Source organism: Providencia sp. Marseille-Q8014, assembly GCF_965112055.1.
Map to the genome: position 1 here is coordinate 2544520 of NZ_CBCOPT010000001.1, position 13589 is coordinate 2558108.

11 protein-coding genes are annotated in these 13589 nt (G+C 40.1%); all 11 read left to right on the forward strand.

Going from position 1 to position 13589, the window contains the following annotated elements; genetic code table 11:
* Positions 1 to 98: 98 nt before the first annotated feature.
* The 11 genes from ppsR (at position 99) to ACWPW6_RS11235 (ending at position 13537) form a co-directional block, all read left to right on the forward strand.
* Positions 99 to 959: a posphoenolpyruvate synthetase regulatory kinase/phosphorylase PpsR gene (gene ppsR, locus ACWPW6_RS11185; protein ID WP_154622089.1), complete on the forward strand. Its 861-nt coding sequence runs from the start codon at positions 99 to 101 to the stop codon at positions 957 to 959.
* Positions 960 to 1086: 127 nt separating this feature from the next.
* Positions 1087 to 2136 carry a 3-deoxy-7-phosphoheptulonate synthase gene (locus tag ACWPW6_RS11190; RefSeq protein ID WP_196713021.1) on the forward strand — a complete coding sequence of 350 codons (1050 nt, stop codon included), beginning with the start codon at positions 1087 to 1089 and terminating at the stop codon, positions 2134 to 2136.
* A gap of 226 nt (positions 2137 to 2362) precedes the next feature.
* A complete protein-coding gene (gene hemP / locus ACWPW6_RS11195; RefSeq protein WP_154622091.1) occupies positions 2363 to 2548 on the forward strand; it encodes a hemin uptake protein HemP in 186 nt (61 codons plus the stop codon).
* An 89-nt stretch (positions 2549 to 2637) separates the two neighbouring features.
* A complete protein-coding gene (locus tag ACWPW6_RS11200) occupies positions 2638 to 4791 on the forward strand; it encodes a TonB-dependent hemoglobin/transferrin/lactoferrin family receptor (RefSeq protein WP_163862022.1) in 2154 nt (717 codons plus the stop codon).
* A 114-nt stretch (positions 4792 to 4905) separates the two neighbouring features.
* Positions 4906 to 6906: a TonB-dependent hemoglobin/transferrin/lactoferrin family receptor gene (locus tag ACWPW6_RS11205; RefSeq protein ID WP_272682961.1), complete on the forward strand. Its 2001-nt coding sequence runs from the start codon at positions 4906 to 4908 to the stop codon at positions 6904 to 6906.
* Positions 6907 to 6932: 26 nt separating this feature from the next.
* Complete coding sequence (locus ACWPW6_RS11210) at positions 6933 to 7982, forward strand: hemin-degrading factor (protein WP_163862029.1); 1050 nt, start codon at positions 6933 to 6935, stop codon at positions 7980 to 7982.
* A 15-nt stretch (positions 7983 to 7997) separates the two neighbouring features.
* The gene (locus ACWPW6_RS11215) at positions 7998 to 8819 is read left to right on the forward strand and encodes a heme/hemin ABC transporter substrate-binding protein (RefSeq protein WP_163862032.1); all 822 of its coding nucleotides are present in this window, start codon (positions 7998 to 8000) and stop codon (positions 8817 to 8819) included.
* The gene (locus ACWPW6_RS11220) at positions 8816 to 9817 is read left to right on the forward strand and encodes a FecCD family ABC transporter permease (protein WP_249998864.1); all 1002 of its coding nucleotides are present in this window, start codon (positions 8816 to 8818) and stop codon (positions 9815 to 9817) included. Before ACWPW6_RS11215 ends, ACWPW6_RS11220 begins: the two co-directional genes overlap by 4 nt.
* Positions 9818 to 9822: 5 nt before the next feature.
* Positions 9823 to 10608 carry a heme ABC transporter ATP-binding protein gene (locus ACWPW6_RS11225; protein ID WP_163862038.1) on the forward strand — a complete coding sequence of 262 codons (786 nt, stop codon included), beginning with the start codon at positions 9823 to 9825 and terminating at the stop codon, positions 10606 to 10608.
* A 650-nt stretch (positions 10609 to 11258) separates the two neighbouring features.
* On the forward strand, positions 11259 to 11630 hold the full coding sequence (locus ACWPW6_RS11230) for a helix-turn-helix domain-containing protein (protein ID WP_154622097.1): 372 nt from the start codon (positions 11259 to 11261) through the stop codon (positions 11628 to 11630).
* Between the two features lie 329 nt (positions 11631 to 11959).
* Positions 11960 to 13537, forward strand: coding sequence for a phosphoethanolamine transferase (locus ACWPW6_RS11235; RefSeq protein WP_249998866.1), 1578 nt, complete (start codon positions 11960 to 11962; stop codon positions 13535 to 13537).
* Positions 13538 to 13589: the final 52 nt, after the last annotated feature.

Consider the following 13589-nt stretch of genomic DNA (forward strand, 5'->3'; position numbering starts at 1 on the left):
ATATTGGCTATACTTTCCCCTATAAACTATTTTTTAAACTTTAATCAAATATAATATCTCTCTAAAACCAACGAAAAATACAATAAAAGATAAAATATATGAGTGAAATAACCGCAACTAATCGTAAAACAAACCTCGCAGAACGAACTGTTTTCTTTATTTCTGATGGAACAGCCATTACCGCAGAAACATTAGGGCATGCTGTTTTGTCGCAATTCCCTTTAGTTTTCAACTCTTATACGCTGCCCTTCGTCACGACAGAAGCACGTGCTCAAGAGATAAAACAGAAAATAGATACCATTTATCAAGAAACACAAAATCGCCCCCTCGTGTTCTATTCCATTATTTCACCTTCTGTTAAAAAAATTATTACTGAAAGCGCCGGTTTTTGTCAGGACATCGTACAAACCTTAGTTGCCCCCATCCAACAAGAAGTGGGCCTTGAACCAGAACCTAAACTGAATCGCACTCACGGTTTATCCCTACAAAATATCAACCAATATGATGCCCGTATTGCCGCTATCGAATATACCTTAGCGCATGATGATGGCATTTCATTACGTAATTTGGATCAAGCCCAAATCATCTTGCTGGGTGTCTCCCGTTGTGGCAAAACGCCCACCAGCCTATATTTAGCCATGCAATTCGGTATTCAAGCAGCAAACTACCCTTTTACTGCCGATGATATGGATAATTTACAACTGCCAGCCGCATTACGCCCGTATACTCACAAATTATTTGGTTTAACCATTAGCCCAGAACGATTAGCTGCCATTCGTGAAGAACGTCGGGAAAATAGTCGTTACGCCTCATTGAGGCAGTGTCGTATTGAAATTGCAGAAGTAGAAGCATTGTTTCGACAAAACAAAATTAACTACCTCAATACAACCAACTATTCTGTAGAAGAAATTTCAGCCAAAGTCATTGATACAATGGGCTTACAACGACGAATTTTTTAATTCGTCAGCATTTTTAAAAAAATCTTTCATTCAATCTCATGTTGTTGGTTGAATTTGAGCCATTTTCGTTTATTGTGATCTCAATCACTGATATGGCTCAGCCTATTACCGCTTTTGAGAAAAAAGAATGCAAAAAACTGATGAACTACGTACTCAGCGTGTTGATAGCTTGATTACACCACAAGCACTCGCTGATGAATTTCCTATTTCTGAAAAAGTCGCACAAAACGTGACAGCGTCACGTCAACGCATAGAAAAAATATTATCGGGTGAAGATCCTCGTTTATTGGTGATCGTGGGTCCTTGCTCTATTCACGATATTGATGCCGCTCTAGAATATGCAAATAGGCTTAATGTATTACGTGAACGTTACCAAGATCGCCTCGAAATTGTCATGCGGACCTATTTTGAAAAACCACGCACTGTTGTTGGCTGGAAAGGATTAATCTCTGACCCCAATTTAGATAATTCTTGCCAAGTTAATACCGGGATCCGTCTCGCGCGAAAACTGCTTATTGATGTTAACCAACTTGGGCTACCGACTGCGACAGAATTTCTCGATATGGTCACTGGACAATATATCGCCGACTTAATCAGCTGGGGGGCAATTGGCGCGAGAACAACCGAAAGCCAAATCCATCGCGAAATGGCATCGGCCCTTTCCTGTCCGGTTGGTTTCAAAAATGGCACTGACGGCAATATTCGAATTGCTATTGACGCTATTCGTGCGGCAAAAGCACAACATATGTTTTTGTCCCCAGATAAACATGGCCAAATGACCATCTACCAAACCAGCGGTAATCCTCATGGTCACATCATCATGCGTGGTGGTAAACAACCAAATTACTCTGCTGGTGATATTGCCGCCGCTTGCGATACATTGCGTGAGTTTGAATTAGCTGAGCATTTAGTCATTGATTTTAGCCATGGCAACTGTCAAAAAATTCATCGTCGCCAACTGGAAGTGGCTCGAGATATCGCGGAACAAATCAAAGGAGGCTCTACAGCCATTAGTGGGGTTATGGCTGAAAGCTTTTTAATCGAAGGTACTCAGAAAATTATACCTAACCATCCTCTCACTTACGGTCAATCCATTACTGATCCTTGCTTAAGTTGGGATGATACTGAACAACTAATCGACGTTTTAGTGGAAGCGGTAGAAAGCCGATTCAAATAATATCGACGAATGATTTAACCACATCGGCTTTTTTCATCCTATCCTGAGTAAAAAAGCCGATTTCTCTCAAATTTTCTGAACAAATCCCCCAGCTATTCAACTAGGTAAACGATTAACATACCGATTGTCGCCATTTTGTCACCTAAATGTAAAAACCTCTTGATGTTACCAAACAACTTAAAGATAATGATTCTCACTATGAGTTTTATTATCACTTGGGTTGATTATGACTGATAACATGACAAAACCAGCCGTTAAAAATATCGCCAAACCCGTGGTTCAACCAGTCAAAGTTGATGTTGTCGATAGCCTGCAACTATTAGGTTCTGAAGGTAAACTGACCATTCAACATCATGGAGAGATTTACCAATTAAGGCAAACTCGCGCTGGAAAACTTATTCTCACTAAATAGTTTTTTATTCAAAATTTGTTCATAGCAAGCCACCCAGATCTCGTATCAAGGCAGCCAGCTTAATTCACCACATAAGGAAAGGATTTCCTATGGAGTTTAAACTGATGTCTGCTACACCTACCCTATCGTTAAATGGATCAAAACTCACCGCTTCCGCCATTGCGACAACACTTGCTATTTCAGGATTTAGCGCGGTGGCAACAGCAAAAAAAACGATAGGTGATACAGTTCATGTCACCGCCCCCCCTTATCATCATGAAAACATTGCCGTCGCCGAGCAAGTTGATGTCATTGATGCGCAAACCCCTGAATATCAATCAGCAACTTCTGCACTCGATTTGCTCAAAGGCCAAGCAGGTATCTTTGTTTCAGGTACTGGGGGAACTTATGGCCAAGAAATTCATATGCGTGGCTACGATTCTCGCGCAGTAAAAATCACGGTGGATAACGTCACTCAAGATTTTAATTCTGGGTTATATAACGCGACATTTATTGACCCGTCACTGGTAAAAAACGTCTTTATCCATAAAGGTGCATCCTCTGTTGCACACGGTAGCGGCGCATTAGCAGGTGTTGTGGCAATGAAAACCGTTGATGCTGCCGACTTATTAAAAGAAGGTCAGCGTGTAGGTGGTCGTTTATTCAGTGGGATCAACCGCAATGACCATAGCTACCTTGCTGGGGCATCTGTATACGGACATACAGGCCCTCTGGATATGCTATTGAGTTATAGCCAACGTAAAAAATACTCACTCACATCTGCGGATTTTCCGACCCAAGATAATCACGAGAAAGTGCATAACTGGTTATTAAAAACCACTTGGTATGCACAGCCTAATTATCATTTAGCCCTACAACTACGTGAATATCGCAATGATGGATTGGGTCTCAAACAACCGACAGTAAACAATTTCGCAGATACGCGTTTTAAAAACACGCCCCACGAGCGCAATAGTCACCAGCGTGATGTTTCAATTAGTCAGTATATTACGTCAAACCGTTTTCCTAACTGGCAAACAAATTGGGAGCTGTACTATACCGACCTCGCTTTGAGTCAGTTAGATAGAGAAAAAGCAAAAGCCGATCATCAATATCAACGCGAAAAGCGGACGCAATATACCTATGGTACAAAATTGACGAATCACGTTATCGTCCCTATTGAGAGTTGGGTGAACAACCAAATAGAAAGTGGTCTCGAGTATTATCAACAACAACAAAAACCCAATCAACACGCAATCAGCTATCCCCCGACTCGACTCGCTAATATTTCGGGCTGGATTAACAACGATATGACGTTGCACCACCTGCCTATTACGCTTTCAACGGGAACCCGTTTCACAAGCTATGAAGCTTCACGCCAAGGGTTTGCAAAAAATAGAGACACGAATTGGTCGTCACGTTTTGCGGTCAGTATCACGCCGGCACATTGGTTAAACCTATACTCCTCTTACTCCGAAGGTTATCGGACGCCTCGTATGGCAGAGCTGTATAACAATTCTAATCACTTTTCGGTGATGGGCGGCTGGCTAACTTCCGATTTTAGACCTACGCCTGACTTACAACCTGAGACAAATAAAACAGTAGAAGTTGGTTTAAAAGCAAGTTTTGATGATCTGTTATCAAATGGCGATGAGCTGCAATTCGGATCCACGTATTTTGATACCAAAGCGAAAAACCATATTGCCGTTGAAGGTCGTTACACCAAAAAATACCATTTCATGAAAGGGCAATATCAATGGTTCCCTAATGAAATTTATTTTAGCAACATTCCTTCCGCCACCATTCGAGGTATTGATAGCTTTATTCGCTATAAAACCCACTGGTTTGATTTAAATATCAGTCATAACAAAACAACAGGTAAAGAGGACGGCACAGGCTATTCCCTCTCTTCCATTCGCCCTGAAACGTTACTTGTTCGCTTCAATGCCCCTATTGCAACCACTGGCCTTAGTCTTGGCTGGGTAGGTGAATTTGCGGCTAAAACACAGTTCCAAGGCAATGCTAAGTACCAATTAAAACAACACAAATCTCAGCATGGACTCGATCGTTACCATAAAGAAGTCATCCAGTATGCAGGCTATAGCCTTCATGACTTTTATATGCACTATCAAGCTGACCAATTTATAAAAGGGTTGAATACGACATTAACGATGAAAAACGCCTTTGATCGTCAATATGTCTCTTCGATGGGGGTTCCCCAAGAAGGCCGTAATTTCTATTTCAATGTGAGTTATCAATGGTAACCATTTAATAATTATAAAATAAATAATACTCGCCGGTTTGTTTCCCTGCATACGGCTTTAGGCAAAATCGAAACTTAGGGAGCAAACCGGTAACACTTTATGGAGTATAACTATATGTCTCATGTTTTACGTTTATCCGTTCTGACAAGCGCAATACTTTCCGTTATGGCAAGCGCTCATGCAGAAACAACAACATCAAATCGCAATGATGTGATGACCGTCTATGCTACAGGTACTGAAAGAGATAGCTTCGATGCCCCGATGATGGTGACTGTTATCAAAAATAATTCACCTGAAACACAAACGGCAAGTACTGTAAATGACATCTTACGTAAAGTTCCGGGTATTGGTGTCACAGGCACCAGCCGTGTAAATGGGCAAGATATCTATATGCGTGGTTTCGACCGTCGCGGTATTTTGACATTAGTCGATAATGTGCGCCAAGGTACTGATACTGGCCATGTAAATGGTACTTTTATTGATCCGGCATTGATAAAACAAGTTGAAATTGTTCGCGGTCCTTCAGCTCTACTGTATGGTAGCGGCGCAATGGGCGGTGTGATCGCTTGGGAAACCGTAGACGCTAAAGATCTATTACGCGAGGGTCAAAACAGCGGTTTCCGTGTTTTTAGCCAAGCGGCGACAGGGGATCATAGTTTTGGTTTCGGTGGTACATCTTTTGGGCGAACTGAACAATTTGATGGTTTATTCAGTTTTGTCACCAAACAAGTGGGTGATATTCGCTTGAGTAATGGCGATGATATGGAAAACAAAGAAACCATAGCCAACATGCTTGCCAAAGGCACATGGCAGGTGAATGATGACCAAAAATTGTCAGGGCAACTGCGCTATTACAATAACAATGCTTATGAACCCAAAGACCCACAACAAATCGATATTACTAAGGATAATCTAAAGGTTAACCGCACTACACGTCAACGTGATGCCCAAGCGACTTACCAATTAAATCCAGAATCAAACGATTGGTTAAATCTTAAAGCGACCACTTACTATTCTGACGTCAATATTACCGCTAAAGGTAAAAATACTCACTATGAAGGCCGTACCCAAAAAACTTATGGTCTGAAAGTTGATAATAAAACACACTTGTATGATTTACCTATCGCAGCCCATAACTTTACTTATGGCGGCGAAACATACAAACAAAATCAAACACCTTACGCGTCAACAACGCAATTCCCTGATGCTGATATCACCTTTGCATCCGGTTTCTTGCAAGATGAAATCGCCTTAAAAGATTTACCTGTATCGTTTATTGTTGGCACTCGCTATGACCATTATAAAGCAACCGCTAAAGATAATGAGGACGTGAAAGAAGGCAAATGGTCTTCTAAAGGCGCCGTTAGCATTACCCCAACAGACTGGTCAATGTTATTTGCCTCTTATTCAGAAGCTTTCCGAGCACCTTCTATGATGGAAATGTATAACGATGAAATTCATTTCCAAATGGGCCCAATAGTCAATAGATGGCGACCAAATCCCAACCTCAAACCAGAGTCTATACGTACTGCTGAATATGGGTTTGGGCTAAGGTTTGATGACCTCCTAACTGAGCGTGACAATCTACAATTTAAAGCTAGTTATTTTGATACTAAAGCAAAAGACTATATCAATACCTATGTGAATGTTGACTTTAGAAATCCTCAGAATAACTACACAACCTCCATCAATACAAAACGAGCTAAAATTTGGGGTTGGGATGCTTCAATGGACTATAAAAACGACTATTTTGGTTGGAATCTGGCTTACAACCATACCGAAGGTAAAGACGAATCAAATGGTAAATCAATTACCTCCATTAAACCTGACTCGCTAACCAGCAACCTTAACGTCCCCATTTCAGACAGTGGTTTTTCTGTGGGTTGGTTAGGTGAATTTACTCGTCATACCGATTTCAACGATGCATCCAAAGCACCACGCCAAGCAGGCTATGCTGTTCATGATTTTTACGTTAGCTATCAAGGTGAAGGCCAATTAAAAGGCCTAGGAACCAGTGTCGTTTTAGGCAATGCTTTCGATAAAGAATACTACTCATCACAAGGCGTCCCGCAGGATGGACGTAATGCGAAGCTATTTGTCAGTTTCCAATGGTAATTTATTGTTAATTAAGGAGATACACTGTGAGTTCAACACTGTTTGAGCGTTATCAACAAGCAAAAGTAGAAAACAAAGCCAAATATGCTCGTGATCTAGCTGCTTATCTCAATGTTTCGGAAGGCGAACTTTTACATAGCCGTGTTGGCCATGACAAAGCGCAAAGACTGAATGTTGATGCCCCTACACTACTCAAAGCGTTAGCGGCGGTTGGCAATGTTAAAGCCATCACTCGCAATGAATATGTTGTTCATGAACAAATTGGTCGTTATGACAATGCTAAATTCAGTGCGCATGCCGGATTGATTTTAAATCCACGCGCACTCGATTTACGCATGTTTTTCAGCCATTGGGATTCGGTTTTCACCTTGACTGAAGACGCTAAAAACGGTGAACGTCATAGCATTCAGTTTTTTGACAAACAAGGTGATGCGCTACATAAGGTCTATACTACAGATGAGACCGACATGGCTGCTTGGCATGCATTGATTGAACAATATGCAACCTCTGATAATCCTCCATTGGTTATTGAAGCCGCAGAGCCTTTCTCTGAACAGCCTATCAGCGATGAATTGAAACAACAGCTTGAGCAAGAATGGCGCAACATGACCGATGTTCACCAATTCTTTATCTTACTGAAGAAAAACAATTTAAGTCGCCAACAAGTATTCCGCGCTGTCAGTGATGATCTCGCGTGGCGAGTGCCTGCTGATTCATTTAACCAATTGGTTAATACTGCGTTTAACGATCAAAATGAAATTATGATTTTTGTCGGTAACCGCGGTTGCGTACAAATTTTTACAGGCCAACTCAAACGTTTGATGCCATATCAAGCTGAAGGTTCTGATATTAAATGGCTGAATATTTTCAACCCAGATTTTACCTTACATATGATTGAAAATGGTGTTTCAGAGTGTTGGGTAACGCGCAAACCAACTCAAGATGGTTTCGTAACAAGCCTTGAAGTCTTCGATAAAGACGGTCATCAAATTGTACAGATGTATGGGCAACGTACAGAAGGTACGCCTGAGCAAGAACAATGGCGTAATCAGGTTATGGCGCTACCGCACATTTAATCGTAGGTAAATAAAATGAAACAATGGCTTCTAATTGCAGTCACTTTAATCATGAGCTTCACTGCTCACTCGGCAGAACGTATCATCACACTTGGTGGTGATGTCACTGAAATTGTTTTTGAGCTTGATGCAGGTTCACAAGTTGTTGCTCGGGATAGCACCAGCCTTCATCCCGCTCAAGCTGTTAAGCTACCCGATGTCGGTTATATGCGAATGCTCAACGCTGAAGGCGTACTTTCTATGCGCCCAACGCTTGTGCTAGCCAGTGAACTAGCAAAACCCTCAATCGCACTTTCCCAAATAGAAAAAAGTGGTGTAAAGATTATCAAAGTCACTGGTAAACCTGCATTAGAAGCCATTCCAGAAAAAATTACGACTGTTGCCAACGCAGTTGGCAAAACAGAACAAGGTCAACAGTTGGTGGAACAATTTAATCAACAAGTTGCCGCCGTAAATACGTCACCAATAGATAAAAAAGTATTATTTATCATGAGTCATGGTGGTGTACTCCCTCTTGCCGCTGGACAACAAACTGCCGCAGATAGCCTTATCAAAGCAACAGGGGCTAAAAATGCAATGACAGGCTTTAATAGCTATCGACCTTTATCACAAGAAGGGGTTATCGCGAGCCAACCTGACCTCATTATCGTGACTCATGAAGGCATTAAATCGTTAGGTGGAGAAGATAACGTTTGGAAACTCCCCGGATTAGCCATGACTCCGGCAGCAAAAAATAAAGCCCTGATCGTTGTTGATGATATGGGAATGCTTGGTTTTAGTCTCGGTACGCCAAAAGTCATGCAGCAAATGCGAGAGGCATTAGAGAAGTTTCAATGAATCGAATTAAACACCCAAGGTTAGCTATTGTTGTCCTTTTACTGGTTTTGAGCGTCATTGCCTTACTCGCTTCCAATGCGGGTGCAATGAATGTTTCCTTTAAGACTCTGTGGCAAACACCAGCCACAGACCCCGTTTGGCAAATTTGGCTTAACATTCGCCTACCGCGTATCTTATTGGCTATTTTAGTCGGCTTAGCGCTTGCCGTTTCTGGCGCTATTATGCAAGGACTCTTCCGTAATCCTCTCGCCGACCCAAGCTTATTAGGGATCAGTAGCGGTGCGGCTTTATGCGTTGCCGCTTTTATCGTTTTTTCATTTTCATTGCCAAGTGTCTTACTTAACTATGGGCATATCGGTGCGGCTTTCATTGGCAGCCTTATTGTTTCAGTGATTATTTTTAGCTTGAATCGTTACTCTCATGGCAACCTGTCACGCTTATTACTTGCTGGTATTGCTATCAATGCATTATGTATGTCATTCATTGGGGTGTTAAGTTATATCAGTGATGACCAACAATTACGTACCTTTAGTTTATGGATGATGGGAACACTGGCGAATGTCGATTGGTCCTCACTGGCCATTGCCGCTAGTGTGATTTTACCTACCTGCTTTGTCTGCCTTTGGCAAGGTAATAAACTTAACCTACTTCAACTGGGTGATGAAGATGCGCACTATCTCGGATTAAACGTTGAACGCACAAAATTTATTTTGCTTTTCCTCAGCGCTCTACTTGTCGGGTGCGCTGTCGCAATGAGTGGTGTGATTGGGTTTGTGGGATTAGTCGTGCCTCATCTCATTCGCATGACTCTGGGTCCAGATCATCGTTGGCTGATCCCAGGTTCCGCAATTGTTGGCGCAACGTTACTCCTAGTCGCAGATACTCTTGCACGGATCGCGGTTTCCCCCGCTGAAATCCCAGTTGGGTTACTTACCGGTTTAATTGGTGGCCCTTACTTCTTATGGCTAATTTTACGTCAACCAACAGGGAGGGTTTAAAAACCATGACGACATCATCTCTCCTAGAGGCACGCAATCTCAGTTACCAAATCGGTGATAAGCGACTAATACAGGACATTAGTCTATCCATACAACCGCATGAAATGGTTGTCATTATTGGGCCTAACGGTGCAGGTAAATCCAGTCTACTAAAGCTATTAACTGGATTTACGCCCCCAACCACCGGCGAATGCTTATTAGAAGGCATAGCGCTGGGCCAATGGCAACACAAGGCATTAGCAAAAAAACGTGCGGTGATGAAGCAGCAAAATAGCCTATCATTTGCTTTTACCGTTGAAGACGTCGTTGCCATGGGGCGAAGCCCTTACGGTTCAGAGCATAAGCAACAAGCCATCGAAGAAGCTTTAACACAAACAGATTGTCTTGAACTACGCCAGCGTGATTTTCGCCAACTTTCAGGCGGTGAACAGCAACGGGTTCAACTTGCGCGAGTACTGGCGCAAGTGTGGCAACCAAATACGACGCCAGCCTGTTTATTTCTGGACGAGCCAACATCTGCTCTTGACCTTTATCATCAACAACATAGCTTACGTTTATTGCATCAGCTAACTCGTGAGCGCCCATTTGGCGTATGTTGTGTTTTGCATGATCTCAACCTCACTGCACTTTATGCTGATCGGGTTTATTTAATTCATCAAGGGCAACTCGTTGCAACAGGTACACCTGAACAGGTACTCACTACCGCAAATTTAACGCAATGGTATAAAGCCGATCTCGGTGTGATCTCACACCCAGAAATTGCAACACCTCACGTATACCTACGACGCTAACAATCTCTTAGGTTTCTTGGCGCATTTTATTCAAGAAACCTTCTTTCCTTTTTATCAATTTATCACGCCATACAGTCGCGACAAATATGCGTCATGACCGCTTCCCCCTCTCCCATCACTGACCTTTTATTATCATCGATAAATGACTCTTTAGGTTGTTACCAATAAGTTAATACGAATTACTTGTCAAATTAACTTCCTAAAATTAAAAATACAGTTAATAACATTGAAAAATAAAAATTATAAAGCATTTACATTCATCACTATTAGCTCGGTATTTCCTAACGATTGATGGTTAAAATCGCGTCTCACTACAGATTTAAGCAAAATTAATTTTTCAATATTTTACTTGGTTAATAATTTCGAATGCTTCCGACAAAAAATTTGAATAAGGGGTCAGATAAGGATACAGATTGATTAAAATAAAACACACAACTCATATCATATTGATTTGAAATAATAAATAACATACACTAATGTATGTATAAAATTGACCGATTGGTAAAAACTATCGAAGTTATTATTATTCTCATTAAAAAAAAGCACGTTATGCCTATCGATATATCGGAAAAATAGGAAGAATAGATACTAATTTCTTTAGTTATTATTAGTTATTAATGAACAATAACCCATAGCAGTGGGAGGTAAATATGTCTGAGAGTGTAGTCAACGATATTGTTAAATGGCTGGAAAGTCAGTTACAACGCAATGAAGGCATCAAAATCGACACTATTGCCGATAAAAGTGGTTATTCTAAATGGCATTTACAGCGTGTTTTCAAAGAAATGAAAGGCTGCACGCTTGGCGAATACGTCCGTAAACGTCGTTTACTCGAAGCAGCAAAATCATTACGTGATGGTAATCTACCTATTTTAGATATTGCTCTACAGTATGGCTTTAGCTCACAAGCGACATTCACACGTATATTTAAAAAACATTTTGATATCACTCCAGCAAAATTTCGCCAAAGTGGTCAAATGCCTGAGTGTAAAACCTTTATGTCTTGCAATTGTAATAGCTAAGTAAATTTCAGTTATATAGTTGAGTATTATTAATCCCCTTAACAATTTTTTCATTCCCTAAACATTGAAGTCTATGTCCGAGCCGGTAAATACCGGCTCTTTTTTATACCACGTCAGCCCCACACTAACGTTGAATCTTTCTTTAAAAAGAGAAAAATTTCCGCCTGCTACTATTACGTTCGTTCCAATAATCGCTTAAGTTCGCTTTCTTTTTAAATAAAACGCTCGCTATGATCTTTTGACATTCTACAAAAAAAGCAATAACCTTCTTTCAATTATTCTACAGCGTTATAATTAAGTCACTCTTAAGTATATTTTAAAGGCTATTTGTGAAACACCCCAGATTATCTGAATGGTATAAAAATAAGTTACAAGATAAGATTGTAAAAATAAAAAACTTACTTATCTACATTATCCCTCTTATCATACTTATTATTTCATCTAAATTAATGTTGAAGGGATCAGGCTACGCCCATCCAACCCCTAGAGATATTACTCTCGTTTGTGCTCTTTATATTATTCTCTATGCATCCAAGAAAGCCTATGTATGGATAGGAATACCAATTGCTATTCTGTATGCAATTTATACGCCCATTGGCTTAACATTTGATAAACCGACATATCAATATTTTGCATCGGTTATTGCAACCGATGCGATCGAAGGGATTGAATTTTTTACACAGATTTCAATAGTAAATTATTTTTATGCCATATTAATTATTATTGGTATTTTAGCCTTTAAAAAATTATGCTCTAAGCTAAATATTAATTACTATCGCAACAAAACATTAATGATTGTTTTAGTCATAATCGCCTTGATTAATCAATCTCCATTTGAATATTTCTATAACGTTTATGAATCTGCCACCAAGGTGAAAGAAGAAATTATCACACTACGTGATTTTACTAAATCTAGTGAGTGGGGAAAATCGACATTAGATAATAACCAACATTATGATGATTATGTGTTAATCATTGGTGAAAGTGTGCGCCGTGATTATATGGGAATTTACGGATACCCGATAAACAATACGCCATTTTTGAATCGCGTGAATAGTACCATTATTGATGGTTTAAACAGCGCAGATAACAACACCATTGGTTCATTGCGGTTAATGCTAACGTTATCGGATAAAGAAACAGTTAAACCAAATTACGGACTTAATATTGTTGGATTAGCTAAATCAGCAGGTTTTAAAACATACTGGATATCTAATCAAGGTTATATTGGTCAACATGATACACCGATTACGTTTATCGCAAAACATGCCGATGTCAAAAGATTTAATAAACTTGGCGCATTTAATTCTAATGATGAGAGTGATTTTTCACTGATCCCTCTCTTTAAAAAAGAATTGACTAGCCCGACTCAAAAAAAGCAAAAAAGGCTTTTTATTATACATCTCTATGGCTCTCACCCGAACCCATGTGGCAGAATTGAGGACTATGATAATCCGTTTACCACTAAAGATATTAAATATCACAATATCTCGTGTTATGTCGCTAGCATCAATAAAACAGATGAAGTGATTGAGGCAATTTACTCATTACTAGAAAAGCAATACAAACAAAAAGATCGTACATTCTCAGTGATTTATTTTGCTGACCATGGTCTTTCTCATCAAGACACAGAAGAACAAATAAAAATTATGCATGGAAAAACGAAATATGCGTATCGCGTACCTTTAATTCAGCTTTCTTCAGATCAGGTATCGACACAATATATTATCGCTAAAAAATCAGGCATGATGTTTATTAATGGATTAGCAAGTTGGCTTGGTATTTCTAACCCACATTTAAAGGAAAGCTATCATTTATTTACTCCAGAGAGCGATGAAGAAGATTTTGGCTTAAGTGAAACACTCGAAGCTAGAATGGATGATGCAATTAATATTCAAGGAAAATAAATAACGTTAACTGTTACTTAGCCTCCATCTATTTAGGTTCAATGGCTAAGTA

What these genes read in the sequence shown, in the direction of transcription:
- ppsR (WP_154622089.1), top strand. Translation starts at nt 99, where the DNA reads ATGAGTGAAATAACCGCAACTAATCGTAAAACAAACCTCGCAGAACGA.
- ACWPW6_RS11190 (WP_196713021.1), top strand. Translation starts at nt 1,087, where the DNA reads ATGCAAAAAACTGATGAACTACGTACTCAGCGTGTTGATAGCTTGATT.
- hemP (WP_154622091.1), top strand. Translation starts at nt 2,363, where the DNA reads ATGACTGATAACATGACAAAACCAGCCGTTAAAAATATCGCCAAACCC.
- ACWPW6_RS11200 (WP_163862022.1), top strand. Translation starts at nt 2,638, where the DNA reads ATGGAGTTTAAACTGATGTCTGCTACACCTACCCTATCGTTAAATGGA.
- ACWPW6_RS11205 (WP_272682961.1), top strand. Translation starts at nt 4,906, where the DNA reads ATGTCTCATGTTTTACGTTTATCCGTTCTGACAAGCGCAATACTTTCC.
- ACWPW6_RS11215 (WP_163862032.1), top strand. Translation starts at nt 7,998, where the DNA reads ATGAAACAATGGCTTCTAATTGCAGTCACTTTAATCATGAGCTTCACT.
- ACWPW6_RS11220 (WP_249998864.1), top strand. Translation starts at nt 8,816, where the DNA reads ATGAATCGAATTAAACACCCAAGGTTAGCTATTGTTGTCCTTTTACTG.
- ACWPW6_RS11225 (WP_163862038.1), top strand. Translation starts at nt 9,823, where the DNA reads ATGACGACATCATCTCTCCTAGAGGCACGCAATCTCAGTTACCAAATC.
- ACWPW6_RS11230 (WP_154622097.1), top strand. Translation starts at nt 11,259, where the DNA reads ATGTCTGAGAGTGTAGTCAACGATATTGTTAAATGGCTGGAAAGTCAG.